This window comes from Halosimplex rubrum, from assembly GCF_013415885.1.
Taxonomy (GTDB): Archaea; Halobacteriota; Halobacteria; order Halobacteriales; family Haloarculaceae; genus Halosimplex; species Halosimplex rubrum.
Genome location: NZ_CP058910.1, coordinates 1,706,615 through 1,733,321, shown reverse-complemented (window position 1 = coordinate 1,733,321; position 26,707 = coordinate 1,706,615). Strand labels below are relative to the sequence as shown.

The 26,707-nt window shown below is 71.7% G+C and carries 25 protein-coding genes and 1 tRNA gene; 9 read left to right on the top strand and 17 right to left on the bottom strand.

All coding sequences use genetic code 11. From position 1 onward, the window contains the following. Window positions 1-35 precede the first annotated feature (35 nt). The 3 genes from HZS55_RS08495 to HZS55_RS08485 form a co-directional block, all read right to left on the bottom strand. Window positions 36-674, bottom strand: coding sequence for an NUDIX hydrolase (locus tag HZS55_RS08495; protein ID WP_179911257.1), 639 nt, complete (start codon window positions 672-674; stop codon window positions 36-38). Window positions 675-749: 75 nt separating this feature from the next. Then, the gene (locus HZS55_RS08490) at window positions 750-1,208 is read right to left on the bottom strand and encodes a DUF7109 family protein (protein WP_179911256.1); all 459 of its coding nucleotides are present in this window, start codon (window positions 1,206-1,208) and stop codon (window positions 750-752) included. A gap of 78 nt (window positions 1,209-1,286) precedes the next feature. Next, window positions 1,287-1,574 carry an amphi-Trp domain-containing protein gene (locus tag HZS55_RS08485; protein ID WP_179911255.1) on the bottom strand — a complete coding sequence of 96 codons (288 nt, stop codon included), beginning with the start codon at window positions 1,572-1,574 and terminating at the stop codon, window positions 1,287-1,289. A gap of 220 nt (window positions 1,575-1,794) precedes the next feature. Here HZS55_RS08485 and HZS55_RS08480 point away from each other — a divergent pair, with 220 nt between their 5' ends. Further along, window positions 1,795-2,331: a bifunctional nuclease family protein gene (locus tag HZS55_RS08480; protein WP_179911254.1), complete on the top strand. Its 537-nt coding sequence runs from the start codon at window positions 1,795-1,797 to the stop codon at window positions 2,329-2,331. Window positions 2,332-2,362: 31 nt separating this feature from the next. Beyond that, window positions 2,363-2,566, top strand: coding sequence for a hypothetical protein (locus HZS55_RS08475; protein WP_179911253.1), 204 nt, complete (start codon window positions 2,363-2,365; stop codon window positions 2,564-2,566). A 27-nt stretch (window positions 2,567-2,593) separates the two neighbouring features. Here the strand turns inward: HZS55_RS08475 and HZS55_RS08470 are convergent, their stop codons facing one another. From HZS55_RS08470 to HZS55_RS08460, 3 genes are all read right to left on the bottom strand, one after another. Then, window positions 2,594-4,159: a (R)-citramalate synthase gene (locus HZS55_RS08470; protein ID WP_179911252.1), complete on the bottom strand. Its 1,566-nt coding sequence runs from the start codon at window positions 4,157-4,159 to the stop codon at window positions 2,594-2,596. A gap of 156 nt (window positions 4,160-4,315) precedes the next feature. Further along, window positions 4,316-4,672 (bottom strand): DUF192 domain-containing protein, encoded by a 357-nt coding sequence (locus tag HZS55_RS08465; RefSeq protein WP_179911251.1) that lies wholly within the window; start codon window positions 4,670-4,672, stop codon window positions 4,316-4,318. Window positions 4,673-4,710: 38 nt separating this feature from the next. Further along, a complete protein-coding gene (locus HZS55_RS08460) occupies window positions 4,711-6,441 on the bottom strand; it encodes a methyl-accepting chemotaxis protein (RefSeq protein ID WP_246308393.1) in 1,731 nt (576 codons plus the stop codon). 127 nt (window positions 6,442-6,568) lie between these two features. Between HZS55_RS08460 and HZS55_RS08455 the strand changes: the two genes are divergently transcribed. Next, on the top strand, window positions 6,569-7,150 hold the full coding sequence (locus HZS55_RS08455) for a DUF7097 family protein (protein WP_179911250.1): 582 nt from the start codon (window positions 6,569-6,571) through the stop codon (window positions 7,148-7,150). A 37-nt stretch (window positions 7,151-7,187) separates the two neighbouring features. Here HZS55_RS08455 and HZS55_RS08450 read toward each other — a convergent pair whose 3' ends face one another. Further along, window positions 7,188-8,252, bottom strand: a complete 1,065-nt coding sequence (locus tag HZS55_RS08450) for a lysylphosphatidylglycerol synthase transmembrane domain-containing protein (protein WP_179911249.1) — start codon at window positions 8,250-8,252, stop codon at window positions 7,188-7,190. A 589-nt stretch (window positions 8,253-8,841) separates the two neighbouring features. Next, window positions 8,842-9,948, bottom strand: a complete 1,107-nt coding sequence (locus HZS55_RS08445; RefSeq protein WP_179911248.1) for a lysylphosphatidylglycerol synthase transmembrane domain-containing protein — start codon at window positions 9,946-9,948, stop codon at window positions 8,842-8,844. A 156-nt stretch (window positions 9,949-10,104) separates the two neighbouring features. Here HZS55_RS08445 and HZS55_RS08440 point away from each other — a divergent pair, with 156 nt between their 5' ends. The 3 genes from HZS55_RS08440 to HZS55_RS08430 all read left to right on the top strand — a co-directional run bounded on the left by HZS55_RS08440 (window position 10,105) and on the right by HZS55_RS08430 (window position 13,292). Beyond that, window positions 10,105-10,653 (top strand): GMP synthase subunit A, encoded by a 549-nt coding sequence (locus HZS55_RS08440; protein ID WP_179911247.1) that lies wholly within the window; start codon window positions 10,105-10,107, stop codon window positions 10,651-10,653. 159 nt (window positions 10,654-10,812) lie between these two features. Beyond that, complete coding sequence (locus tag HZS55_RS08435; protein WP_179911246.1) at window positions 10,813-12,687, top strand: DUF2070 family protein; 1,875 nt, start codon at window positions 10,813-10,815, stop codon at window positions 12,685-12,687. Window positions 12,688-12,770: 83 nt separating this feature from the next. After that, window positions 12,771-13,292 (top strand): hypothetical protein, encoded by a 522-nt coding sequence (locus tag HZS55_RS08430; RefSeq protein WP_179911245.1) that lies wholly within the window; start codon window positions 12,771-12,773, stop codon window positions 13,290-13,292. A gap of 186 nt (window positions 13,293-13,478) precedes the next feature. Here HZS55_RS08430 and HZS55_RS08425 read toward each other — a convergent pair. Next, window positions 13,479-13,563: transfer RNA gene (locus tag HZS55_RS08425), tRNA-Ser, on the bottom strand. A gap of 157 nt (window positions 13,564-13,720) precedes the next feature. On the opposite strand from HZS55_RS08425, the gene HZS55_RS08420 reads away from it, so the two are divergent. After that, complete coding sequence (locus tag HZS55_RS08420; RefSeq protein ID WP_179911244.1) at window positions 13,721-14,668, top strand: AAA family ATPase; 948 nt, start codon at window positions 13,721-13,723, stop codon at window positions 14,666-14,668. 6 nt (window positions 14,669-14,674) lie between these two features. Here the strand turns inward: HZS55_RS08420 and HZS55_RS08415 are convergent, their stop codons facing one another. The 7 genes from HZS55_RS08415 to HZS55_RS08385 form a co-directional block, all read right to left on the bottom strand. Further along, window positions 14,675-15,028, bottom strand: a complete 354-nt coding sequence (locus HZS55_RS08415; RefSeq protein ID WP_179911243.1) for a DUF5789 family protein — start codon at window positions 15,026-15,028, stop codon at window positions 14,675-14,677. A 72-nt stretch (window positions 15,029-15,100) separates the two neighbouring features. Further along, window positions 15,101-15,271, bottom strand: a complete 171-nt coding sequence (locus HZS55_RS08410) for a hypothetical protein (RefSeq protein ID WP_179911242.1) — start codon at window positions 15,269-15,271, stop codon at window positions 15,101-15,103. A 91-nt stretch (window positions 15,272-15,362) separates the two neighbouring features. Further along, complete coding sequence (locus HZS55_RS08405; protein WP_179911241.1) at window positions 15,363-15,854, bottom strand: DUF7519 family protein; 492 nt, start codon at window positions 15,852-15,854, stop codon at window positions 15,363-15,365. Then, window positions 15,851-17,914, bottom strand: coding sequence for a DUF58 domain-containing protein (locus HZS55_RS22395; protein WP_246308392.1), 2,064 nt, complete (start codon window positions 17,912-17,914; stop codon window positions 15,851-15,853). The genes HZS55_RS08405 and HZS55_RS22395 overlap by 4 nt, the downstream gene beginning before the upstream one ends. Beyond that, the gene (locus HZS55_RS08395; protein ID WP_179911240.1) at window positions 17,911-18,942 is read right to left on the bottom strand and encodes a DUF4129 domain-containing protein; all 1,032 of its coding nucleotides are present in this window, start codon (window positions 18,940-18,942) and stop codon (window positions 17,911-17,913) included. The genes HZS55_RS22395 and HZS55_RS08395 overlap by 4 nt, the downstream gene beginning before the upstream one ends. A gap of 55 nt (window positions 18,943-18,997) precedes the next feature. Further along, window positions 18,998-20,644 carry a hydantoinase B/oxoprolinase family protein gene (locus tag HZS55_RS08390; protein WP_179911239.1) on the bottom strand — a complete coding sequence of 549 codons (1,647 nt, stop codon included), beginning with the start codon at window positions 20,642-20,644 and terminating at the stop codon, window positions 18,998-19,000. A gap of 532 nt (window positions 20,645-21,176) precedes the next feature. Further along, the gene (locus HZS55_RS08385; RefSeq protein ID WP_179911238.1) at window positions 21,177-23,195 is read right to left on the bottom strand and encodes a hydantoinase/oxoprolinase family protein; all 2,019 of its coding nucleotides are present in this window, start codon (window positions 23,193-23,195) and stop codon (window positions 21,177-21,179) included. Between the two features lie 155 nt (window positions 23,196-23,350). Between HZS55_RS08385 and HZS55_RS08380 the strand changes: the two genes are divergently transcribed. Further along, window positions 23,351-24,322, top strand: a complete 972-nt coding sequence (locus HZS55_RS08380) for a hypothetical protein (RefSeq protein ID WP_179911237.1) — start codon at window positions 23,351-23,353, stop codon at window positions 24,320-24,322. A gap of 15 nt (window positions 24,323-24,337) precedes the next feature. Here the strand turns inward: HZS55_RS08380 and HZS55_RS08375 are convergent, their stop codons facing one another. After that, entirely contained in the window at window positions 24,338-25,663 is a 1,326-nt protein-coding gene (locus tag HZS55_RS08375; protein WP_179911236.1) for a metallophosphoesterase, read from the bottom strand. Between the two features lie 429 nt (window positions 25,664-26,092). On the opposite strand from HZS55_RS08375, the gene HZS55_RS08370 reads away from it, so the two are divergent. Beyond that, complete coding sequence (locus HZS55_RS08370) at window positions 26,093-26,692, top strand: HdeD family acid-resistance protein (RefSeq protein ID WP_179911235.1); 600 nt, start codon at window positions 26,093-26,095, stop codon at window positions 26,690-26,692. Window positions 26,693-26,707: the final 15 nt, after the last annotated feature.

Here is a 26,707-nt window from a genome sequence, read left to right as displayed (position 1 = left end):
GGTCCCGGGTCGCCCGGCCAGCCGTCCGACCCCGGTCACCCGGGGAGGTCGACGTCGGCGTCGACGGTCCGGTCGGGCTCCGGAGGGAGGTCCCAGTCGGTGGTCAACTCCAGCAGCTGGACGAGCATGTTGGCTGTGGCGCCCCAGACGGTGAACCCGTCGACGCGGAAGAAGTGCAGTCGGATCTCGCCGTAGTGGGGGTGGTCGCGGCGCTCGCTCTCGTAGTTGTCGGGGTCGACGAGTCCGGCGACGGGGAGGACGGCCACCTCGGCGACCTCCCCGTCGCCGGGCAGGTACTCGCGGTCGGCGACGCGGGCGACGAACGGGCGGACGAGGTAGTCGGTGATCGTCCGGATGTCGTCGAGCCGGCCGACGACCTCGGCCTCGTCGGGCCGGAGCCCGACCTCCTCGTCGGCCTCCCGGAGCGCGGTGGCGAGCAGGTCCGCGTCCTCGGGTTCGCGGCCGCCGCCGGGGAAGCTCATCTGCCCGGGGTGGTCCGGGAGGTGGTCGGCGCGCTTGGTGAACAGGACGTGGTCGGCGCCGTCGCGGGTGACGACCGGCGCCAGGACCGCCGCCTCGCGCTCCTCGCCGGTGAGGCGGTCGCTCCCGTCGGCTCGCGACCCCTCGGCCGGCAGGCCGACCGGGTCACGCTCTCGCACCCGCGACAGGTCCATACGCGGAGCAACGGGGCGGGTGGTCTTAACTGGCGGGTTACCCTCGAAGGAACGGTCGCCGGTCGGGCCGGGGGCTCACACGTCGTCGAGTCGCTCGCGCAGTTCCGCGGTGTCGATGGCGGCCCACGTCTCGAGGTCGTAACAGACCTCGACGAGTTCGTCGGCGCGGTCGGCGTCACCGGCCTCGGCGACCTCGACCGCCTGGGCGTCGAGGCGGTCGCGGGCGGCGACCGCGGCGGTCTCGCGGTCGACCGACCGGTCTTGCACGTCCATGATGTGCGGGAGGTCCTCCGCGTGCTCGGGCAGCGTCGGGAAGGCCGTCGGCCCGGCGACGAGCAGGGTCACCTCGTCGCGCTCGACGGGCACGAGGTGATAGCTCTCGACGGCCGCCTCGACGGCCGCGGCGACGGCGTCGGCGTCGGGCTCCTCGCCGCGCTTGTACGCCAGCTCTTCGAGCGCGCGGCGCAGTTCCGCCCGAGTCAGTCCCCCGAAGAGGTCGACCACACCGGCGAGTTCGTCGGCGACGAGACTCATACCGGGGCCACGACGCCGGCCCATTTCAGCGTTCGCCTCCGCTCCGTGTGACGGTGTTCAGTTCGTTGAGCGAACCGGTCACTCGATCTCTAATTGGCCGCTGCCACCGCCATCCCCACCGGCGTTCTCGTCCCATTCGAGTTCGAACTCGATGCTCAGTTCGCCGGACCCGTCCGTCGGTCCCTCGCGTTCGGCTTTGACCTCAAACGTCGGGCGGGCTGGCGGCTCCATCGTCACCGATTCGGAACCGGATTTCAGCGTGACCGCTTCTCCTCGGTCGAGTTTATCAGCGACACTACGAAGATACGACGCGATCTCTTCTCGGGTCTGATCGGTCTCGGATTTGAACAGGACTTTTTCAGGCATACAGAGACACTACGTCACCTGCACCGATAAGTCCAGAGGCTGCACTGAGCATCCGCGCGCCTGCGGCGCGCGGTCCTTCCGTCAGAGCGGACCGAACCCCCGCGGAGGAGGGCGTTTTCACCCATCTTTTTCGCGGAGGGCGGGTGCAGTTTGCCCACCCCTCCGCCAAAAAGATGGTCGCGCACGGTCCTTTTTGACGGTCGCGCCCCAACGCGGTAACATGGCAACTCACGAGGCCACGGTCGAGGGCGTCGGCGTGGGCGTCGGCGACGACGGCCCGGGCCACCCGGTCGTGCTGCTGCGGGTCCGCGAGGAACTGGTCCCCATCTTCGTCAGCGCCGACCAGGCCCAGTCGATGCAACACGCCCTCGACGGGACGCCCTTCGAGCGCCCGCTCACCCACGACCTGTTCGTCGACATGGTCGCCGAGTTCGGCGCCGCCATCGACCGCATCCGCATCGACGATCTGGCCGACGGCACGTTCTACGCGAAGATCGACACCGAGCAGTACGGCGACGAGGGGCGCTCGGAGATGGTCTTCGACGCCCGGCCCAGCGACGGCATCGCGCTCGCCCTGCGCGTCGACTGTCCCATCATCGTCTCCGACGAGGTGATCGACGAGGCCGGCCGCGACCCCGACGAACTCGGCTTCGTCGACGAGGAGGAAGCCCGCCGCGAACACGACCTCGGCGAGGAGAGCTTCGAGTTCGACGACGAGGACGACGATCCCGGCTTCGGCGACGACGACCCGTTCTGAGGGGGTTCCCGTCTCGAACTCCGAACGGGGTGTGGGATCAGACGGTCTCGTCGAACTCGACCGGGAGACCCGGGTCGTGCCGGCGAAGTACAACCTGCTGCTGGCGACGCTGTTCGGCGTGCTGGCGCTGGTCTTGCGGACGATACTCGAGGGGGACCCGCCGATGCTCGTCGAGACCGGCGCGCTGGCCGTACTCTTTGGCGCCGTCCAAGCCTCCGCCCGGCTGTCGGCGTGAGCGGGGCGAAAAGTCACCGCGCCGCGGTCAATCGTCGGCGATGACGCGGTCGTCGCTGGTAGCGACGAGGCGGTCGATGGCGTCGACCATCGCTTCGACGGAGGCGCGGGTGATGTCCGAGTCGCTGGCGGACACCGTCACGAAGTCGTCGCCGCGGGACATCTCCACCTCGACGGTGACGATGGCGTCGGTACCGCCAGTGATGGCGTCGACGTGGTAGGATTCGAGGTGGGTGTCGAACGAGTGACCGAGCGCCGACTGGACGGCGTTGATCGCGGCGTCGACGGGTCCGGAACCGATCTCGGCCTCGGTGCGCTCGTCGCCGTCGACGACGAGGGTGACCGTGGCCGTCGGCGTCGACCCGCCGGCGACGGTGGTGAGTTCGGTGATCTCGACGCGCCGGTCGTGCTCGCTGTCGGTCACGTCCTCGGCGATGGTGAGCAGATCGGCGTCGGTGACGCGCTTGCCGCGGTCGCCGATCTCCTTGACGCGGGCGACGATCGCCGACAACTCGTCGTCGGTCACCTCGAAGTCCTTCTCGTCGAGGGCGGCCTTCACGCCGGCGCGGCCGGCGTGCTTGCCGAGGGCGAGACGGCGCTCGCGACCCACCGTCTCGGGCGGGTAGGGCTCGTACATCGCGTCGTCCTTGAGCGTGCCGTCGGTGTGGATGCCCGACTCGTGGGTGAAGGTGTTCTGGCCGACGACGGCCTTGTTCGGCGGCAGCGGGATGCCCGTCGCGTTGGCCACCAGCTCCGCGAGGTCGTACACCTCCGTGAGTTCGAGCGTCTCGACGCCGTACCCGTGCGAGAGGGCGATCGCGACCTCCTCGACGGCGACGTTGCCGGCGCGCTCGCCGATGCCGTTGACCGTGCCGTGGACCACGTCGGCGCCCGCCGCGACCGACGTGAGGGCGTTCATCACGGCCAGCCCGAGGTCGTCGTGGGTGTGGGTACTCACTGGCCCGAGTTCGGACAGGCGAGCGACCGCTTCGAGGGCGCCGTCCGGGGTGGCGTGACCCACCGTATCGGCCCAGCAGATGCGGTCGGCGCCCGCCTCCAGCGAGGCGCCCAGGAGCTCTTCGAGGTAGTCCAGGTCAGCGCGGGAGCCGTCCTCGCCGATGACCTCGACCCAGAGGTCGTGGTCCTTGGCGTACTCGACGAGCTCGACCGTGTCCTGCACGTTCTGCTCGTGGGTCGTTCCCACCTTGTCCGTGATGTGGCGGTCACTCGCCGGGACGACGAGGTTGATGCCGTCCACGTCGCACTCTAGGGCCAGATCGATGTCCCGCTGGATGCCCCGACAGAAGCTCGTGACCGTCGCGTCGAGGTCGAGTTCGGCGACGCGGGAGATGGTCTCCCGTTCGCCGGGGCCGGTACAGGCGCTGCCGGCCTCGACGAACCCGACGTTCGCGCGGTCGAGCGCGCGGGCGATGCGGGCCTTCTCGTCGGGCGTCAGCGAGACGCCCGGCGCTTGCTCGCCGTCGCGCAGCGTCGTATCGAGAAACTGTACGTCTCCAACGTCACTGAGGTGAGTCGTCTCGGGATGGTCGCCAAAGAGCGTGGTCCCTTCGCGCTCACCGGAGCCGTCACACATGACGGAGAATTTCTCGGCCAGCCGCCGTGAGGCGACTTCCTCTATCCTCCGTGTCGGTATAGTCCGACATCGTACTCCGAGGTGAAGCGAGCCGCCCTAATTAAACCGTCGGGTTCGACGCCGTCGACTCCGTTCTCGGTTTTCACCGACGCTCGCTCACTCGTCGCCGTCGAGGTACACCCGGTCGCCGACTTCGACGCCGTCGGCGGCGCCGCCGGGCAGTTCGACGAAGCAGTCGGCCTTGGCGACGCCGGTACCACGCCAGGGTTCCAGGGTCTTCACCTGGACGACCTCGTCGTCGAGCAACCAGACCACGTCCAGCGGCGTGCGGACGAACAGCATGTGTACGTCGCGATAGCTCGTCCGCCCGAAGTCGAACACGAGCGCGTACCCGTCGGGCAGCGAGGACTTGCCCATCAGCCCCTTGATCTTCTGTAGCAGCGAGTCGGCTCGCTCCACGTCCGTCGCGAGGGTCCGCGTGTCGCCGTCGGCCGACTCGTGGACGAGGCGCATGGCTACACCCTGGAGAGAGCGGGACAAAACCGTTGCCCTCAATCGTCGGTCGGCGCGGCCGAGGCGCGACCGGTCGCGAGCGTCGCGGCCCCGTCGCCCGCGCCGTCGGGCAGGTCGAAACGATCGAGCGCGGTCAGCAGGTCGTCCGCGCGGTCGGCGACCGACCGCACGTCCGCCGAGACCGTCGAGACCGAGGCGGTCTGTTGCTCGGCCGCCGCGGCGACCGATTCGGCCTCGTCGCGGGTGTCCTCGCTGATACTCGCCACCTCGTCGACGACGGCGACCACGTCCTGGGTCGTCTCCGCCTGCTCGTCGGTCGCCGCGCTGATCTCGCGGACGCTCTCGTCGAGGTCCCCCACGTCGGCGACGATGTCCTCGAAATCGCCCAGCGCCCCCTCTATCGTGGCGACGCTGTCGCCGACCTGGTCGTGCATCTCCCTGACCGTCGCGGCCGCCTCGGCGGATTCGCGCTGGAGTTCGCCGACGAGGTCGCCCACCTCCTCGGCGGCGTCGCGGGTCTCCTCGGCCAGCCCCTTGACCTCGTCGGCGACGACCGCGAAGCCGTCGCCCGCGCCGCCACCGCCTCCGTCGCCGCCGGCGCGGGCGGCCTCGATGCTCGCGTTCAGCGCCAGCATGTTCGTCTCCTCGGCGATGCCGTCGATAAAGGAGACGATTTCGTCGACCTCGGTCATGCGGTCGGCCAACCCCTCGACGGCGTCGGCGGTCCGCTCCATCCGCCCCTCCAGATCGTCGAGCGCGTCGATGGCCTCGGTCGCGGTGTCGCGCCCGGAGCGGCCGCGCTCGGCGGCGGTCCCCGCGGTGTCGGCCACCTCGTCGGCGGAGGCGGCGATCTGCTGGACGGTCGCCGAGAGGTCGTTCAACCGCTCGGCGACCGACCGGACCTGCTCGCTCTGGCGGGTCGCGCCCTCGGAGATCCCCTGGATCGACTCGGCCACCTCGTCGCTCGTCCGGTCGAGTTCGTCCATGCTCGCGGCCACGTCGTCGCTGGCCGCCGACACGTCGTCGGCGAACGCGCGCACGTCGCCGACCGTCGCGCCGAGCGTCCCGACGAGTCGGTTGTAGTTCTCGCAGATCTCCCGGAACTGGTCGTCGTCGCCCGCGACATCGTCGGGGTCGAGCCGCGCGGTCAGGTCCCCGTCCGCGGCGCGGTCGGTCGCGTCGCCGAACGCCGCGACGAGCGACTCCAGCCGCTCGGAGCGCCGTTCCAGGTCCGCGGTCATCGTCTCCAACTCGTCGGTGTACTCGCGGAGATTCTCGGCCATCCGGGCCAGCGACTCGCCGAAGGCGCCGGGCACCCGTTCGTCGAGGACGGGCGCGTCGAACTCCTGGTCGGCCAGCGCGTCCGCCTGCGCCGCCACGAGTTCGATGTGCGAGCTCATCGCCGCGAACGACCGGGTCAGGCTCCCGACCTCCGAAGGGTCGTCGCTGGCCGGCACGGCCACGTCCACCTCCCCGTCTGCGATCCGGTCGGCCGCCGCCTCCAGCCGCCGGACGGGGACGACCACGTCTTCACGCGTGATCCAGACCGTGTTCGCGAGCGCCAGCGCCGCCCCCACGAACAGGACCGCAGCGAGCGCGACCCGCGCGGCGCCCGTCGTCACGAACGGGACGACCGCCTGAGCGACAGATATCAGAAACTGAATCCCGGCCGCCGCGACGACCGTCCGCTCGACCGACCGGTCGATCCCCATCGTCGTCATCCACCGTCGTATGAACCGCTTGTACCACCGAACGGGGCGAACGTCCATACGGGTCGACTCGAACACGTGCGTGATAAATGCTGGACGCGTATTTCATTATTTGAGAACTGACCGGTTGGCGGTCGGGCCCCGGGCGAGCGGGAGGTTCAAACCCCTCGGCGCCCACCGGCCGGACATGGAGAAGACGCCCGCCGGCACGTCGGTGGGGGTAGAGGACCCGTACGCCCACGTCGACCGCTGCGACCACTGCACCGACGAGGGTCGCTGTCGGTTCGCCGTCGAGCGGGGCGAGCGCGACCCCGAGTTCGCCGACGCGCGCAGTCGCGAGGACTTCCGGTGTCCGGTCGTGGGCGAGTTCGACGAGGAGGGACTGACCGGTCCCTGGGAGTGGGCCGACTGCCCGCACTTCCGGTGTCGCAACCGCGACCGGGCGTGCGAGCGCTGCGGGCTCGAAGAGCGCCGGATGGCCCACGACGACGAGCGGCCGCTCCTGGAGGAGCACCACCTCTCGTACGCGAGCGGGTCCGACGACGAGGAACCGAGCCACGAGATAACGGTCTTCCTCTGTCGGTGGTGTCACGCGAAGGTCCACGACTCGTGGGCGAGCGTCGACGACGACGCCAACCCCGATCCCGAGGCCATCGCCGAGCGCGAGGGGCGTCGCTCCCGGGAACGGTCCGAACTCGGCTTCCGGTCCGCCGCCGAGCGGTTCGAGACAGGCGGGAGCGACGACGCGGACGGACCCGGCGGTACGTGAGCGTGTCCGGTGACACGTAGCCCGAGAGCGAGAGCGGTCAGACCCCCTCGTCGTCCTCCAGCGGAACCACCGGCGGCGGGTCGCTCACTCGGACCGACAGCGACGCGGCGGCCAGCCCGCCCAGCAGGACGATAAACCAGTAGTTCGACAGCCGGAACAGGAAGACGGCGGCGGTCGCCGTCGGCAGGCCGACCGGGGCGAGCGCGGCGGTCACGCCCGCCAGCGCCACCTCGAACCCGCCCAGGCCGCCGGGCAGCGGCACGACGTTCAGCAGCGTGACGACCGGAACGACGAAGACGACGAGCGCGTATGGGACCGGCTCGCCGATCGCGAGGAAGCTCGTGTACAGCGGCAGCAGGAAGCAGAGCCAACCGGTGACCGCCAGCGCGACGGTCGTTCCGATCCGCCGGCGGTCGCCCGCCAGGTCGCCGATCGATCCGCCGAACCGCGCGGCCGCGTCCGCGACGCGCTCGGGCGCCAGCGCCGCGTCGGCCCGCGGGGAGACGCGTCCCACCGTCCGGCGGAGGCCGGCGGCGACCCGGAGCGCGATCCCTTCGAGGACCTCCCGTCGGTACACGGCGAGATAGGTGAGCGCGAGGACGACGACGGTCACGGCGACCATCGCAACGAGGACGTTGCGCAGCAGCGTCCCGGACGGGCCCCGCTGGGTGGCGACCAGGAGCGCCAGGCCGACGACGGCGAGCACGAGCGACGCGACGACGTTGAGGAAGGCGAACACCGACGCCGCGGCCAGCGTCGACTCGTAGGGCGCCGCGGTCTCGCGGCTGACCGTGTAGGACATCAGCACCGGCCCGCCGCTCTGCCCCATCGGTAGCACCTGCTTGAGGAACTCGCCGCTCAGGTACGCCGAGCGGTAGCGCCGGCCCCGGACGGTGTGGCCGGTGCTCGCCAGCAGGCGCCGCACCGCCTCGCTCCAGACGCCGAGCGCGGCGACCACCGCGAGGAAGCCGACCGACAGCACCGCGAGATCCGCCGACACCAGTTCCGCCAGCACGGCCTCGGGTCCGACCGCCCAGAGGAGCCCGCCGACGGCCAGGAACGCGAGCGTGAACCCCGCGACCAGCCGAACGCGACGTGACATACTGACGACGAACGCGGCCGGCCGGTAAAAATCGTCCGACGCTCGCGATGGGTCCGTTCAGTGCAAGTGCTGTTGTGAGCGGGTGTGGTGCGGTTGGCGCGCGCTGTCGCGGCCTCCGTGCCGCGACGTAGCCGCGCGAGGTCTTCTCGAACTCGTGAGAGAAGGCTCGTCGGAGCTTGCTCCGACGGTGGATGAGCGAGTGAGCGCAGCGAACGAGCGAATCGGCTGGGGAGGCTCGTGGCCGTCTGCGGTGCTGTGCGGGGCGGTTACTGTGCGGGGCGGTTGCGGCCCCTGGTGTCCTGACGAGCGAAGCGAGTCAGGGCTCGGGAGAGCTCGCTCTCCCGGCGGACTGAACGGGCGAGGTGCGCGTGGCGGCGATAGCGAGGGAGCTTCGCTCCCTCGGACCGTTGGCGCGGCGAAGCCGCGCCAAGAAGCCGCCACGGCCTGCGGCGGTCGGCGGAGCCGACCGCGAGCGCGGCGAGGGCTTTCATCGCTCATCGACGAGTGCGGCCGCTCTCGTAGGACTTCCGTCCGAGCCGATCCCAGCGGAAACAACCGATCGACGAGCAACACGGATCGAGCAGCGACTTCACTTGCTATCGGCCGTCGACTCCGCGGACGATCCGTCGGGTTCCGAGGTCGGCGCGAGCGGGCCGGGCGCGTCGGCCACTCGCGCCGAGACCCAGGCCGTGGCGAGCCCGCCGAGCAGGACGACGAACCAGTAGTTCGACAGTCGATAGAGGAAGACGCCGGCCGTCGCCGCGGGCAGTTCCAGCCCGACCAGCGCGACGACGACGGCGGCCAGCGCCACCTCGAAGCCGCCCAGGCCGCCGGGCAACGGCACGACGTTCACCAGGCTCAGCACGGGGACGACGAAGCAGACGAGGGCGTAGGGCACCGGTTCGCCGATCGCCCGGAAGCTCGTGTACATCGGCGCGAGAAACAGCGCCCAGCCCAGAATCGAGAAGACCGCGGCGCGACGCACCTGCGTCCGGTCGGCCAGCGCCCGGTCGAACGCCGCGTAGTACGTCCCGAACGTCGCCGCGACCCGACCGGGTTCCAGCGCGTCTCGCGCGCGAGCGGAGAACCGCCCGACGGTCGCCCGGCCGACGCCGGCGGCCCGGAGGACCAGCCGCTCGACGAGCGCCCGGCGGGAGTAGACCAGCAGCGCCGCCCCGCCGAGCGCGACGACGGCGACCGCGAAGCCGACGAGCAGCGCCGCGAACAGCGGCGTGATCGGTCCGTCGCTCGTGAGCAGAACGATACCGAGCCCGGCGCCGGCGAGGGCCATCGACGCTCCGATGTTGACGAGTTCGACGACCGTCGCCGCCGCGAGCGCCGCCTCGTAGGGGGCGTCGGTCTCGCGGCTGACCGCGTAGGAGACGAAGACGGGCCCGCCGGAGTGGCCCATCGGGACCACCTGTTTCGCGAACTCGCCGCTCATGAACGCCGCGCGGTAGCGGGGACCGCCGACCTCACCACCAGCGTCGCCGTCGACGCCCGCGAGCAGGCGCCGCAGCGCCTCGCTCCAGCAGTAGAAGGCGGCGACGACGGCGAGAAAGCCGGCCGCGTAGGTGACCGGCTCGACGCCGGCCAGTTCGGCGAGGACCTGCCGCGGGCCGACGATCCACAGGAAGCCACCCACCGCGAGCAGGGCCAGCGCGAACCCGAGGACGACCCGGAGGAGGCGTCGCATCTACCGACTGCTCGCGAGGGGCGGACATAAGCGCGGTGACCGGGAGACGGGGACGGACGGCGGCCACTCGTTACAACGTCGGTCGTCGCGGTCCGCCGCTGGCCAGTCCTGCGCGTTCCGGACGCCTTTTACCGTCCGGTGGGCTACGGGGGCGTAATGACCCGCATCGACGTGATCGACAACCACGGCCAGTTCACACACCTGGAGCAGCGCGCGCTCCGGGACATGGGCGTGGACGTGGAGATCGTTGACAACGAGACGCCACCGGAAGAGATCGACGCCGACGGCCTCGTCCTCTCGGGCGGCCCCTCGATCGACCGCATCGGCAACTGCCCCGACTACCTCGACCTCGACGTCCCGGTGCTGGGCATCTGCCTGGGCCACCAGGTGATCGCGACGGAACTCGGCGGCGAGGTCGGCGAGGGCGACTACGGCGGCTACGCCGACGTGACCGTCGACATCGTCGACGACGCCGACCCCCTGATCGGCTCGCTCGCCCCGAGCACGCGCGTCTGGGCGAGCCACGCCGACGAGGTCGTGCGCGTCCCCGACGGCTTCGCCCGCACCGCCGAGAGCGACGTCTGCGGCGTCGAGGCGATGAGCGACACCGACCGCGGTCTGTACGGCGTCCAGTGGCACCCCGAGGTCGCCCACACCGAGCGCGGCGAGGAGGTCTTCGAGAACTTCCTCGACATCTGCGAGTAGGTGACCGCCCGCGGACGACGGCGTGTGACCGCGCCTCACGATCTCGCGATCGCGATCGGAGATATCGCCATTTCGACGACTGAACTGGCCGCTGACGGGCGTCTGACGGAACTCCCACGTTTGAAGTGATCGTACCGTCATTGGTGGATCAGGTTAGTCATGACGACCACACAGGGCAACCTCGCGAGCCTCTCGCGGTTCGTCTTTCGCGCGCCCAGCTGGTACTCCAGCGTCGGCTTCGCCCTGCTCATCGCGGCGATCGCCGGCGTCGCGGCCTTCGACTCCCGGTTCGTCTTCGAGGACGCCTGGGAGGGGCTGTTCTACATCGGCATCCCGACCGTCGCGGCGAGCGTGTTCACGCCGTACGTCGACCGCAAGCTCGGCGGCCAGCTCTCGCGCAACCAGGCGTCGCTTTTGGCGCTGGCCTGCGAGCTCATCACCATCGGCGTGCTGACCGTCGCGGCGTTCGTCGCGTTCGTGACGCCGCTGGGCCAGGAGTTCGTCGTCGACGCCCTGCTGGTCGCGCTGGCGTCGATCTTCGCCCTGCGACTGTTCGTCATCATGGCCGTCTCGCGCCAGCGGCTGGTCGTCGCGTCGGCGGCCGCGAGCATCCAGACAGCCTCGGCGGCGCTGCTGCTGTTCGTCTACAGCGGGACGATGCGCTACCTGGAGTTCGGCGGCGGCCCCGTCGCTCGCGCCTTCCTCTTCCGGTCCGACGAGGCGCCCGCGCGCATCGCCGAGATGCAGTACGTCGACCCCGGGAAGTTCGGCCTGCTCGCGCTCATCTGCGTCGTCTACGCCGGCTGCGTCTGGCTGTTCCTCACGGTCATCGACCAGCCCTGGAAGCGCAGCCTCGGCGTCAGCGTCCTCGACTTCGTCCGCGGGTTCATCGGCCACGTCGCCGAGGGCAGCCGCGAGCTCGAGACGTTCTTCGAGGACATCGGCGAGGACGCCATCGTCCCCGTGACCGTGCTCTCGGTCCGCCGGCCGGAGGGCGGCGAGAAGGCCCGGTTCGTCCTCCCGATGCTCCACCCCGGCCCGATGGGCGACATCGGCGGCGGCAACCTCCCGCGCCGCATCGCCGAGCAGGCCGACGGGCTGGCGTTCCCGCCCCACGCCACCGCCGGCCACGACTTCAACCTCGTCACCGAGCGCGAGGTCGAGACCGTCATCGACACCGCCGAGAACGCCTACCAGCGCATCGAGTACGGCGCGACCGCCACCGAGTCCGTCCGTCTCACGGAGGGCGACGCCACTCTGACCGGCCAGGCGTTCGGCGACGGCGCCTTCCTCGCGTCGACGTTCTCGCCGGGGTTCGCCGACGACGTGGAGTACGCCGTCGGCCTCTCCGCAGTCGCCGAGGCCCGAACCGGCGACCTCGACGAGGTGATGCTCGCCGACGCCCACAACTGCAACAACGGCCTCGACGGGGAGGACCTGGGCCACGTCGTCCCCGGCAGCCAGCGCTCGTTCGACATGATCGACGGCGCCCGCGACGTCGGCTCCCGGCTCGCCGCCGCGACCCGGAAACCGTTCGAGTGCGGCGTCGCCTGGGACGAGACCGACTGGGAGCCCGAGGAGGGCATCGGCCCGCTCGGCATCCGCGTGGCCGTCTTCGAGGTGGACGGCCAGCAGACCGCCTACGTCTTCGTCGACGGCAACAACATGGTGCCCGGCCTCCGCGAGCGCATCGTCGACGCCGTGGACACCGTCGACACCGTCGAGGTGCTGACGACCGACACGCACGTCGTCAACACGATGGAAGCCGAGAACCAGATCGGCGACGTCCTCCCCGAAGCGGAGGTCGTCGCGGCCATCGAGGACCTCGTCGAACGGGCCAAGGCCGACCTCGAACCGGTCGAGGCGGGCATGGAGACCGAGAGCGCCGAGGTGACCGTCTTCGGCAACGACCGCACGGAGATGCTCGCCTCGACGGCCAACGCCGCCGTCTCGATGGGCGCGCCGCTGGCCGGCGCCATCATCACCGCCGCCCTGTCCGTGTCGGCGCTCATCTTCCTCGTCGCGCGGCTGTAGACGGCCGATATCTCCCGGTTCGACGCCCGCGTACTCGGACGCCGACCGAAACGCCGAACACGGAGCTGTCCGTAGCGCTCGCCGTGAGCCGCTCGCTGACAGACGTCGCGCCGGCCGTCCTCGTCCCGGCGGCGTGGGCGCTGGCGCTCGGTGCCCACGTCTCCCCGCTCGTATCGCGACACGTCCTGCTGGTCGGGCTCTCCGTGATGACCGTTCTCCTGGGAGCGTTCGCCGTCCTCGCCCGCGGGGAGATGACCGGCCCGGTCCTCGCGGTCTGGCAAGGGGTCGTCGTCGTCGGCTTCGTCGTCACGCTCGTCGGCGCCGTCGACCTGGCGGTCACGTCCGACGCCGACCCCGCGCTCCCGGTGACGCTGTACGGCTGGATGATCGTTCCCGCGCTGGCCTACGTCGCGACCGCCGCCGAGATGGACCCGCCGTTCAACCGGATCTACCTCGGCGGTGCCGTCCTCGCGCTGGCCGGCGCGGCCACCTACGGGCTGGCCGGCTCCGACGTGGACGCCGCCGTCGGCATCGCCGCCGTCGGCCTCGGCCAGACCGCCGGTATCGTCGCCGCGGTCTATCAGAACCCCGGCACCGGCGGCTGACCGCGCCGACGGCCGTCGCTCGACGGTCGAGTTCGGAAGAACGCCGAGGAGGAGATTTGAACCGGAGGAAGACGGTCGCTCGCTTCGCTCGCGCTGCGACGTCCAGGGTTCAAATCTCGCGCGGCGGGCACATCGACCCGGAGCGAGAGCGATAGAACGCTCTCGGGAGGTAGCGTCGACGAGAAACGCCGAGGAGGAGATTTGAACTCCTGAGTCCTTGCGGAGACCTGCTCTCGAAGCAGGCGCCTTGGCCAGGCTAGGCTACCTCGGCTCATCTCCCGCTACACGCAGGCCGACTTTATCCGTTACGGTTCGTCCCGCTCGCGTCGGGGAGTCGGCGAGGGCGGGCCGCCGGCGGACCTCCACGCGGCCCGGCGACCGCGACGCCAGACCCAACGCCTAACTTGTCGGCGCGCTCACGGGATTCCATGGACGTAAGCGAAGCGAACGCGGAGTGCGACCGGGTCCTCGACGAGATCGGGTCGGCCGTCATCGCCGACCGTGAGTTCCTCGAGACCGTGCTGCTGGGATTCGTCGGCCGCGGCCACGTTCTCATGGAGGACGTGCCGGGGACCGGGAAGACGCTCACCGCCCGCAGCATGGCCACCGCCCTCGGCCTCGACTTCTCCCGCGTGCAGTTCACCCCCGACCTGCTGCCCGCGGACATCACCGGCACGCACGTCTTCAACGAGCGCGAGCGGGAGTTCGAGTTCAACGAGGGCCCCCTGTTCGCGAACGTCGTGCTGGCCGACGAGATCAACCGCGCGCCGCCCAAGACCCAGTCCGCCCTCCTCGAAGCGATGGAGGAGGAACAGGTCACCGTCGACGGCGACACCTACGAGCTGCCCTCCCCGTTTTTCGTCCTCGCGACGCAGAACCCCGTCGAGATGGAGGGCACCTTCGAACTCCCCGAGGCGCAGGTCGACCGCTTCCTCGTCAAGAGTTCCATCGGCTACCCCGACGAGGCCGGCGAGGAGGAGCTGCTCCACCGCCGCCTGGGCCGCAGCGAGCAGAGCCCGTCGGTCTCGCCGGTGCTGAACCAGGACCTCGTGACGAGCCTGCGCGAGGCGCCCGAGCAGGTCCGCGTCGACGACGACCTGGTGACCTACGTCTCGGCCATCGCCCGCGCGACCCGCCAGGACCGGCGCGTCGAGGTGGGCGTCTCGCCGCGGGGCACCCAGCGCCTGCTGGAGGCGACCCGCGCCCGCGCCGCCATGGTCGGCCGCGAGTACGTCACCCCCGACGACGTGAAACGCGTCGCCCAGCCGGTGCTGGCCCACCGCATCGTCCTCACGCCCGACGCCCGCGTCGACGAGGTGCAGAAATCGTCGGTCGTCGACAGCGTCCTCGACGAGATACCGGTCCCGACGGTCTGAGGCCGGTCACTCGCCGCGGTCCTCGACCTGCCGCTCGTTGTCCGCCTGCATCTCCGATTGGTCGATGTCGTCCTGGTCGGACCCCCCGCGGTCGGAGTAGCGCTGCCGTCCCACCGACTCGGCGGGCATCATGTTGAGCATCCCCTGGCGCAGCTCCTCGTCGGACTCGAACGACTGCTCGCCCGCGCCGGCGAAGAGATCCCGGATGGCGATCGGGTCGGCGCTCGTGCGCCCGATCTCCCGGTCGCCGTACTCCTCGGCGAGTTCGCCCGCGGTCACCGGGTAGGACACCTCCTCGAACACCGATTCGATCGACCCGAACTCGACCCCTTGCTCGTGGTCGTCGTCGCTTTCGGACATACCCCCGTTCCGGTCGGCTCGCGCAACTGCCTTCACCTTGCAAACGAGCGGTGCGCGTCGGACGGGAGTCCGTCAGAACGACGCGTCGGCGAAAGCGGTCTCGAAGGCGACGTAGCCCGCGCCGGCGACGACCAGGGCGCCGGCCCACAGCGGACCGTACCAGTGGACCAGTCCGGCGAGGACCGCCAGGAGACCGGCTCCCGCGAGCGCCGCGACGATGGCCGGTCGAGTAGCGAGTGCCATGCTGTCGACCGAGTGGTCGGACCGGCGACCGGGAAATCTTTGTGGTGAACCGGGCCGGGCCGGGCCGGGCCGGGCCGGGCCGGGACCCGCGCTACGGTTCCAGCGCGTACAGCAACAGCCCGCTGCCGACGAGCAGGAAGACGAGGACGCCGGGCGTGAGCGTGGCGGTCGAGGCCAGGAAGACGCCGAGGCCGATGCCGCCGGCCACCAGCGTCGTCAGCGTCGCGCCGCCGAGGTGGACGAGGATCGACCGCTGGACCGGGGCCTCGCGACCAAGGTGTTCGGCGAGGCCGACGACGTGCTCGGCGGTCGTCCAGGTGACGATCGTGGCGGCGGTCACGAGCAGCAGGACGGCCGGCGGGGCGCCGCGAGCGCCGGCGTTGAGGACGCCGGCGAAGATCAGGCCGCTCCCCGCGGTCACGATCGCGCGCGAGGCGCGGTCGGTCCCGTAGCCGACGACGGCGAGGCCGGCCGCGGCGACGACGAACGAGCCGAGGTTGACCGCGAGGCCGAGGACGGCGACGACGCCGGGCGCGAGGGCGATCCACACCGACTCGCGGGCGGGGCGGCGGACGACGCTCACGCCGACCACCGCCGTTGGGCGGCGTCGATGGCCGTCTCCAGCGGCCTGTCGGGGTCCCAGTCGACGACGCGGACGCCCGCGCGGCGCAACCGGGAGATCCGCATCGCCCGCTCGACGCTGGCCAGCCGCTGGCCGGTCGAGGCGCCGGCGGTCGCGTCCGGGCTGAGCACCGTGACCGGGTATCCGCGGGCGTGCAGCTGGCGGACGATGTCGACGGCGTCGTCGTCGGCGAGCGGCGAACAGAGGACGAGCTGGGCGTCGCTGGGGAGTTCCCGGCGGAGCCGGCGCTCGGCGAACTCGCCGTAGAAGGCGCCCTCGGGCCGGTTCCCGTCGAATGCGGGGTGGCGTTCGAGCAGGCTGCGGGCGCGGGCGGCCTGCGTGGCGCCGCCGCGGGGTTCGAGCCAACAGCGCTCCGGCGAGAGGGCGGCCACCCCCACGGAGTCGCCGGCGCCGATGAGCGAGGCGACGACCACGTCCGCGGCGGCGATGGAGTGGTCGACCGCGGAGGGGGCGTCGACCCGCGGGGCGACGTACGCCTCCGCGCGGGCGTCGACGAGGACCACGACCGTCGCGGCGTGTTCCTCCCGGAAGAGCAGGGTGGCGAACTCCCCGGAGCGGGCGACGCGGTTCCAGTCGATCCGGGAGAGGGGGTCGCCCCGTTGGTACTCCCGGACGGAGTGGAGTTCGACGCCGCTGCCCCCGGTGTCGGTGACGACGCGACCGACCCGCCGGGCCGTCTGGGGGTGGACCGGGATCTCCTCGTCGGCGCTCAGATCGAGCGCGCAGGAGACGGCCGTCTCGCCCTCGCCCGGGATGTGGCGCTCGCGTTCGAGCGCGCCACTGAAGTCGCGGGCGACGACGTGGACCGGGTCGAACGGGTGGTCGCCCCGGACCGCCTCGACGGTGTAGGAGAAGGAGACGGTCTCGCCGGCCCGCAGCGCGGTGGCGAACCGCGGCGACCCGTCGACGACCCGGACCGCCGGCGGGACGCCGTCGACCAGTCGCAGGTCGGGGAGGAGGTCGTCGCTCTCGTTGGTGACGCGGACGGTCACGGTGACGGGGTCGCCCGGCGCGGGGTCGGTCGCGGAGAGGTCGCGCTCGACGGCCAGTTCGACGGGCGGCGGCGAGGAGAGGTAGACGTAGCCGGCGGCGCCGACGACGGTCGCGGCGGCGACCATCAGCGACGGCGGCACCGCCGAGTGGCCGGCCCAGATGCCGACGCCGACGGCGAGCAGGCCCAGCCCCGTCAGGCCCGTCCACCGGTTCGTCCGCCGGTCGACCTGTCGGCGCCGCCGGTCGGTCGTCCGGACCGTCGAGGGGCGGTCGGCGTCGGTCGACGCTTCGTCCGCCCAGTCGGCGGCGTCGAGACCGGGCGCGAGGGCGGCCAGTTCGGCCAGCACGCGGTCGGTGTCGGTCGCGAGCTTCGGTCGGCGACCGACGAGTGACCGGACCTGGTCGCCGGTGGACGAGACCGACGCCTCGTCGGAGAGCAGGGCCGCGGCGACGGGGTCGTCGGTCCACGTCCCCAGGGCGACGGCCTCGCGGGCCTCCGCCTCGGGGATGCGCTCGGCCTGCGCGTAGATCGAGACGGCCGCGCGCCGGAGTCGTTCGGTCACGTCGCGGCGGGCGTCCACGCGCGTCCGGCTCAGCCCGTGGATCGCGCCGGCGAGCGCGTCGTCGAAGTCCGAACCGGGGACGGTGACCGACTCGCGGTACTCCACGTCGGCCGTCTCGGCCGTCTCGTAATCGGTGAACGCCCGTCGGGCCAGCGCGAGCGACCCGGTGAGGATCGCCGAGATCGATATCCCGGCCACGACGCCGTTCCCGAACGGGAGCGCGGGCACCGCGTCGAGGCCGACGACCGCGGCCAACCCCGCCACGACGACGACCAGCCCGATGGCCGTCTTGACCGGATTGTCGCGCACCGACGGCGCTTCGAAGTCGATGTCGCCCGTCACGCCCGTGTCGACGCTTTCCATCGTCCGCCCCATGGCCTGGCCCTGCTGGAGGCGCTGGTCGGTGACGCTCCCGGGGTCCCGGTCCACGTCGTCCGGGCTCACGTCCGATCACCCGACTCGTCGGGTTCGTCGCCACCGGTATCGGTCGCCCCCGTCTCGTCTCCCGGGCCGTCGCCAACCGGCGACCCACCGTTTGACTCGGCGGCGGCGGCCGCGGCCACGGAGTCGGCGTCGACCCCCTCGTGGGCCGCCTGGATCGCACGCAGGGTCTCGACGGCCCGCCGTTCGTGGTCGGTGGTGACGGGCTCGGACCCGTAGCGGACCCGCTCGAAGAGGTCGGTCAGCTCGGCGACGCGGGCCTCGTCCATCCCGGCCGCGGTCCCGGCGTCGGCGAACTCGCCGGGCGTGCTCGTCGCGGGGTCGGGCACCTCGAGCGCGGTCGTCATCTCGACCCAGGCCTCGTAGACGGCGTTCTCGGCGTCGCCCTCGTGGTCGTCGATGCGGTCGGCCGCGCGGGCCGCCGCGGTCCCGACCGACTCCCGGTCGGGCGAGTCGGGCTCGGGCGGCGGCGTCGGGTCGACCGACGCGTCGACGCTGGCGCTGGCGTAGTAGATCAGCCCCAGCGCGGCCAACAGCGCGAACCCGACGACGCCGAACGTCACCAGCGAGGGGAGGTCCCGGGCGTTGTCCGCCGCGCTCTCGTCGGCGCTGCCCAGGTCGCCGCCGCCACCGAGCGGATCGCCGGACGCGTTCGGGAGGGCACCGCCGGGCGACGGGACGTCGATCGTCCCGGAGAGGAGAACGTACAGCCCCAGCAGTCCGACGAACAACACGACTGCGGCGGCGATGCCGAGCACCCGGTCGTACCCCATCAACAGCGCCCCCGGGATCGCCAGTACGACCGCCGCCGCGATCAGGATCGCCACCAGGTCGCCCGGCAGTCCGGGCGCGTCGGGCGCGCTCTCGTTGACCGGCGTCTGCTGGCCCAGCGGGTCGTCGCTGGCCCCGACCCGGTCGCCGTCGCCCGCGCCCCGCTGGTTGCTCGACGTGGCCGAGAGCGTCGACGCCGTCAGCGCCAGCGCGACGACACACAACACCACCACCACGGCCGCAGCCGCTCGGTCTGCCATGACCTGACCAAACAGTCAGGAGGGACTTAAGGCTCCCGTCGCGTCGGCCGGTCGGTCACTCCGCGTCGGCCGACCGCTCGTCGCTGTCGTCGGCCGGTCCGGACTCGTCGACCCGCTCGGTCGCCGATCCGCCGTGACCGCCGCCGCCGGGCGTCTCGACGGTGACGGTCGTCCCCGCCGACACCTCTCGGGTGACTTTCGAGGGGACGCGCTCGCCGTCGATGCGGTTGACCCCCGGCCGGCCGTCCGCACCGCCCGCGATCCCCCGCGGAGCGTGTCGACGCCGCTCGGTCAGCAGCGAGACGGTCGCGTCGGTCTCGACCCGGACGCTCCGAACGAGCCCGTCACCGCCGCGATGTCGGCCGTCGCCGCCGCTGCCCCCGCGGAGCGCGTAGCGCTCGACCCGCAGCGGGTAGGCCGCTTCCAGCGCCTCGACCGGCGTGTTCAGCGTGTTCGTCATCCCGACCTGGACGCCCGAGAGGCCGTCGCTCCCCAAGTTCGCGCCCGCGCCGCCGCCGACGGTCTCGTAGTAGGCGAACTCGGCGTCGCCGACGACGAGGTTGTTCATCGTCCCCTGCCCGCCCGCGGGGACCCGGTCGGGCGCCGCCTCGGCCAGCGCCGCGAAGACCACGTCCGTCACCCGCTGGCTCGTCTCCACGTTCCCGCCGACGACCGCCGCCGGCGGTTCGGGGTTCAACAGCGACCCCTCGGGCGCGTCCACCGTGATCGGGTCGTAACACCCCTGGTTCGGCGGTATCTCGGGGTCAGTAATACACCTGATCACGAAGTATACGGCACTCTTGGCGACGGTCAGGGGGGCGTTGACGTTGCCGGCGACCTGGTCGGCGGTGCCGGCGAAGTCCACGTCGACCGCGGCGCCGTCGACGGTGACTGTCACCTCCACGGGGATCTCCTCGTCGGTGACGCCGTCGCCCTCCAGCACGTCGCTGGCGCGGTAGGTGCCGTCGGGGAGCGCGCGGAGTTCGCTCTCGACGCGCTCGCGGGAGTAGTCGATCACGGCGTCGAACGCCGCGAGCAGGCGGTCGCCGTGGGCGGCGAGGAGGTCGGCGATCCGCTCCTCGGCGCGCTCGTTGGCGGCGATCTGCGCCCGCAGGTCCGCGCGGCGCTCGTCGGGGTCGCGGACGTTCGCGAGGACGAGCGACTCGACCTCGTCGTCGATCTCCCCGTCCGCGACGAGCCTGACGGGCGGAATCCGTAGCCCTTCCTGGTGGATGTCCCGGGCGCCCGCCGGCATGCTCCCCGGCGCCATCCCGCCCACGTCGGCGTGGTGGGCCCGCGAGACCGCGTAGCCGAGGATTTCGTCGTCCGTGGCGTCAGTGTCGGCGTCGCTCCCGTCGGGCGGAGTCGAATCCGTTTCGGGCGCGATCGGCGAGACGAGCGTCACGTCCGGGAGGTGCGTGCCGCCCTCGAAGGGGTCGTTCAGCGCGAACACGTCGCCCGGTTCGGGGTCGCGGTCGAGCACCGCGTCGACCGCTTCGGGCATCGCCCCGAGGTGGACCGGGATGTGTTCGGCCTGGGCGACCAGCCGCCCGTCGGCATCGAAGACGGCCGTCGAGCAGTCCCGCCGCTCGGTGATGTTCGGCGAGTACGCCCCCCGGATCAGGACCTGTCCCATCTCCTCGGCGACGCTTTCGAGCTGGTTTCGCAGTATCTCGAGTTCGACCGGGTCGAGGGCCATCATTCGTCGTGTCCTCCGTTGGTGCCGTCTCGATCGGTGGCGCGAGCTACTGCGAGCCCGCCCACGGGAACGGGTGCCGAAAGCCCCCGCCGCGAGTGCTCCCGCGGCTCGCTGCGCGCTTCCCTCGCTCCTGCCGGTCGCTCGGTCCAGTGCTTACGTCGCCGGGGTTCGCGCTCGCGGCGGCCCCTTTCAGTCCACCCGAACCGACCGCACCGCCACCGTAAGCCACGGGCCTCCCCGACCGATTCGCTCGCTCCCTGCGGTCGCTCCCTCATCCACCGTCGGAGCAAGCTCCGACGAGCCTGCGCTCGCAGATCTCGCGAAGACAGCGAGGGAGCAGCGCTCCCTCGGGCCATGCGAGCGACGCTCGGCTCGCCCGCAGACCTCGCACGGGTGCCGTCGCGCGCACGAGAGCGCGCCAGTGTCAGAGCGCTGCTCTGACGGCCCATCGGAATCGCGAGCGATTCCGAGACGACAGCGCGCGCCGCATGGAGCGTCGCATCGCCTCGTCTCGATCTCAGATCACGGTCCCGACTCATTGCTCACCGGCCTCCAGCACGAGCGTCCCCTGTTCGTCGGCGCGGGCGGTCCACTGCGGCGGGAGGACGACGGTGCTCTCGCCGCCGGCGAAGATCGTCGGGCCGTCGACGGACACGCCGACCGGGACGCGGGCGCGGTCGTACACCGGCGCGCGGTAGAACCCCGACTCGAAGAACACGTCGCGCTTGCCGACCAGTGGGTCGCCCTCGGGGTCGTACGCGATGGCGGGCGGGTCGCCCGGCACCGTCGCCGTGACTCGGCAGGTGACCAGGTCGACCGGCTCGTCCATGCGGTAGCCCCGGGCGCGCTCGTGTTCGTCGTGGAACCGGTCGCGCACGGTCTCGGGGTCGAACGGGTCGGGCGCGTCGACCGCGAGTTCGAAGCTCTGGCCCGCGTAGCGACACTCGACCGCGCGCTCGACCGCCGCGGTCTCGGCGTCGCTCGCGTCGGCGAGCGCCTCGTCGGCAAGCTCGTCGAACACCGACTCGACCGCCCCGGCGTCGGCGCCGGCGAGGCCGGTGCGGTAGGTCCGGGTCGCGTCGTGGCGCTCGTCGGCGGCCAGCAGGCCCAGCGCCGAGAGGACGCCGTTGCCGGGCGGGACGAGGACGGTCTCGACCCCCAGCCGGTCGGCGAGCGTGGCGGCGTGCATCGGGCCGGCGCCGCCGAACGCCGCGAGGGCGAACTCCCGGGGGTCGTGGCCCCGCTCGACGGTCACGCCGCGGATCGCCCGCGCCATCGTCGCGTTGGCCACCCGGTAGACGCCCTGGGCGGCGTCGACGACCGTGTCGAGGCCGGCCGCGTCCGCGAGGTCCTCCATCACCGCCTCGGCGCGGTCGGCGTCGAGTTCGAGCCCCCCGCCGAGCGTCGTATCGGCGCCGAGATACCCCAGCACGACCGCCGCGTCGGTGACCGTGGGTTCGTCGCCGCCCTTCCCGTAGCAGGCCGGGCCGGGCTCGGCGCCCGCGGATTCGGGTCCCACCCGAAGCGCACCCCCCTTGTCGACCCGGGCGATCGACCCGCCGCCCGCGCCGACGGTGTGTACGTCGACCATCGGCGCGCCGACGGGGTGGCCCCCGATCTCGGCGTCGGTCGTCCGCTCGGCGCTCCCCCCGCGGACGAGGCTCACGTCGGAGGAGGTGCCGCCCATGTCGAAGGTCACGAGCCCGGCGTCGGCGGTCCGTTCGAACCGCGCCGCCCCGACGACGCCCGCCGCCGGTCCCGACAGCAGCGTCGTGACCGCGCGCTCCCTGACGGTCTCGGCGTCCGCGATCCCGCCGTTGGACTGCATCACTCGCACCGGCGGGAGCGCCAGGTCCGCGGCCCGCTCTGACAGCCGCGCGAGGTAGTCGTCGACGGTCGGGGTCACGTAGGCGTCGGCGACGGTCGTCGCCGTCCGCTCGTACTCGCGGAACGCCGCCAGCACCTCGTGGCTGGCCGACACCGGGACGGCCAGTTCCTCGCGCAGTATCTCGGCGGCCCGGCGCTCGTTGTCTGGATGGGCGTACGCGTGGAGGAACGAGACGGCCACGCTCTCGCAGTTCCCGTCGAGCGCGTCGGCGAGCTCCCGGATCCCGTCGGGGTCGACCGCCCGTTCGATCCCCTCCGTGGTGGTGCGCTCGGCCACCTCGAACCGTCGCTCGCGCGGGACGAGCGGCTCGGGTTTCTCCGCCGAGAGGTCGTACAGGTCGGGGCGGTCCTGGCGACCGATCTCGACGGCGTCGGCGAAGCCCTCCGTGGTGACGAGCGCCGTCCGAGCGCCCGCGCCTTCGAGGACGGCGTTGACCGCGGCGGTGGTGGCGTGGCGGAATCCGACGACGGCGCTCGGGTCGACGCCGGCGGCGTTGCAGGCCGCCTCGATCCCGGCGACGACCCCGCTGGACTGGTCGTCGGTCGTCGGGACCTTCGCGGTCGTCAACTCGCCGTCGACGACCAGCGCCACGTCGGTGAAGGTGCCGCCCACGTCGACGCCCAGGCGGGCGTCGCGAGCGTCGGCGGCGTCGTCGGCTGCGTTCATACCGACCCCAACGGCGGCACGGCGATAAGCCTGCCCCGTCGGTACGGGCCGTGGACGCGCGTCCACCCCGGCGGCCGGAGCGACCGGCGTCGAACCCGCGGCCCCCGGGCATCGCCGTGCGTAGGTTTTTGCGGGTCGACTCCTCAGTGGGGAGCGTGCATCGACGTACCGTCGTCGTCGCGCTGCTGGTCGTCCTCGCCGGCTGTAACGCCTTCGCCGGCGGGGACGGTACGGACCGTCCCGAGACGGCGACGCTGACGCCCGTCGAGGTCCCGACCGCCGAGTCGCTGCGGACGGCCACGCCGACGCCGACGGAGTGTCTCGCCCCGCGGGTCGCGGCCGACGACCGGACGCCGGCCCCGACGCCGGCGACGCCCGTGCCACTGGCGACCACGAACGGGACGGTCGCCGGCGACGATATCGTCGCCGGTCACGGGGCGGCGCTGGACGACTACAGCTTCTCCCTCCGGATGGACGGCACCCGGGTGCGAGCCATGCCCGGTGTCACCGCGTTCACCTACGAGGGGGTCACGCTGGGCTTCCAGTCGGTCCGCGTGTTCGCCGTCGCCGGAACGATCTACCGGCTCCGGCAGGTCGAGGACGGCGTCGCGGTCGACCGCCAGCCCTACGACCCCGACTCGCCCGGGTCGGCCCGGTACCGCGATGCCCTGACCGGCGAGAGCTGGCTCGACGAGCGGATCGGCGACTACAACTACACGCAGATCGGCACGCGAACCTGGAACGGCACCGAGGTGCGCGTCTTCCAAGAGGCCCGCGATATCGAGATTCTCGTCGGCTCCGGCGAGGCGCTGAGCGTCGAGTCGACGGTGTTCGTCGACCGCCGCGGCGTCGTCCGCCGCGTCCGGCAGGTCCGGACGCTCCAGCGCGACACCATCGACGGCATCGTCAACACCACCGAAGTCGAGACGTTCGCCGTCGGCGAAGTCGGCACCGTCACCGTCGACCGCCCCGACGCGTTCTGTGTCCCCGGCTCCGAGGCCGTCACCGTCACGACCCCGGGACCGACCGCGACCGCCGACGGCACCGACCGGTCACCGACCGCGACCGCCGCGAACGGCACGACCGCACCGGTCGACCCGGCGACCCCATCGGCGACCGCGCCGTAGCCCCGGGTGGGCCGCTCACTCCTCGGCGGGCTCGGACACCGGCTCGTCGAGCGGCGCGGGCGGGTCGACGACGGTCGTCTCCGGAATCTGCGCCTCGGATTCCGGCGGGCGGGTGAGGAGCCGCTGGAGGAGCGTCTCGTCGTCGGGGTCGGGCTTGTCGACGACCTCGTAGTCGACCCGGACGCCCCCGTCGTCGGCCGCGGTGAGCCGGAAGTAGTTGAGCCGGAACGACGCGTAGTACACCGGCGGGAGGAGGCCGACGACCGGATCGACGCGGTGCAGGCGTTTGAGCCACGTGCCGGTGTTGATCACGAGCCGGTCGCCGACTTCGGTCGTCGACGGGCGGTGGGTGTGGCCGTAGACGTAGACGGCGACGGCGGGGTCGGCCCGGAAGACCGCCCGCGCCCGGTCGAGGTACTTCTCGACGGGGTCCTCGTCGCTCCCCTCGTGGACGAGCCCGAACCGCCGGAGCGTCTTCCGCACGTCCCTGGCGAAGACGTACAGCGGGGCGGCGATCACGAGCAGCAGCCCGACGAGCACCAGATTGGCCGTCAGGACGATGTCGACGAGGTACCCGACCGGACCGAACAGAGCGAGCGCGTCCTGGACGGCTTCCATCGGGAGCGACCAGACCCCGGTCGCGTCGAGGGCGACGACACCGACGTACCACAGCGCCGCGTTGAACAGCAACAGGAAGGGGACGACCGCGAAGCGCAGCCAGGCGCTCATCTCCCGGTAGAAGTAGTTCGAGACGAGCCAGTCGGGGATCTGCGTCATCGGCGTCACCGCCTGGATGTCCCTGAGCCAGTTGTACTTCCCGCGGCCCGAGAGCCGCCCCGCACGGCTCGTGATCTGGCGGTTGACGAAGTAGCCCGGCGGATTCGCGTACGGGTTCCCGAAGTCCGGGATCCGGTTGTTCGGGTCCTGCTGCATCCCGTGTTCGACGTGGACGACGGAATCGCCCAGCTCGCGCGTGATCGACACCGACTGGTCGAGCGTCACGTTGTACTCGGCGAGCCGGTCGACGTACTCGTCGTGGGCGGCGAGTTCGTAGTCGTGGTTGCCCGGGATGAGCGTGATCGGGACCCGCTCGCCGGTCGCGCGCAACTGCGCGAACAGGTCCGGGTAGTCCGCGACCAGCGCGTCGAACTTCGCCGGCCCCTCGACCTCGGTGAGCTCCCACAGCCCGAACGCGTCGCCGTTGATCAGCAGTTCGGCGTCCTCGTCGCTGTCCGCCAGGTCGCGGAGGAACTCGATCAGTTCCTCGCGAAAGTCGACGTGGCGCAACTGCTCGTCGCCGCCGATGTGGAGGTCGCTGAGGAGGTAGTAGGCGTCGGTCATCCGCCCGCGCTCCCCCGTTCGACCGCCGGTCCGGTGCGAGCGGCGCCGGCGACACGCGACCGACCACGGGCAGCGACCGCCTTCGACCACCGCCGGACGACCGCGGGGCTCGCGAGCGGCGACGAAACCCGTCCCATCTCGTTTCGAAGCGAGGGGCGAAGCCGTCAAGTCGGTTGTTCCCACTTGGAACCGGATCTGTGGCCAGTCCCGCGGGCGGCGGCCGAGAGCCGATATCCGACCGATTCGGATCCGCCGCGCCGCCGCGCCGCGAGCCCGGCCGAACCCCGGCGGCGGGCGAGTAGCCGCTCCGTTCTCCGGTAACCGTATTCAACCGTCCGTAACGGTGCGTGACCTAGTAACAATGTCGATAGGGCGCCACGAATACGGTTATCTCGGGGGTCGGCGTACTCCTAACGGGAGAGAGAGCCGATGAGCACAGACACTTCCTCGGTCGAATCGGCGGACGTACAGCGGGGCTGGCGGTATCTGATGGGCGCCGGCCTCCTGATCACCGTCCTCGGACTGACCGCGATCGCGGCGCCGTTCGTGACCGGCGTCGCTGTCTCGGTCCTGCTCGGCGCGCTGCTGGTCGTCGGCGCGCTCGGGCACGCCGTCAACGCCTTCTCGGCGGGCGGGGTCGCCGGGACGGTCTGGCAGGTCGCGCTCGCGGTCGTCTACGCGGTCGCCGGGATCTCGCTGCTGGCCAACCCGGTGCTCGGCCTGACGACGGTGACGATCCTGCTCATCGCCTACTTCGCGGTCGAAGGGGTCATCGAAGTCGCGATGGGGATCCGGGCGCGCTCGGAGCCCAACTGGCTCTGGTACGTCGCGAGCGGCGCCGTCTCGCTGGGGCTGGCCGTCCTGCTGTGGGCCGGCTTCCCGAGCACGGCCGCGTGGGCGGTCGGACTCCTGACGGGGGTCCACCTGCTGTCGACCGGTGTCCTGCTGGTGTACGTCGGCTACGCGGGTCGACGGGGCGGGACTGCGAGCGGCGGCGAAGCGATGGGTGGCGAACCTCGGAGCGGGTGAGCGGGACGAGGTGTC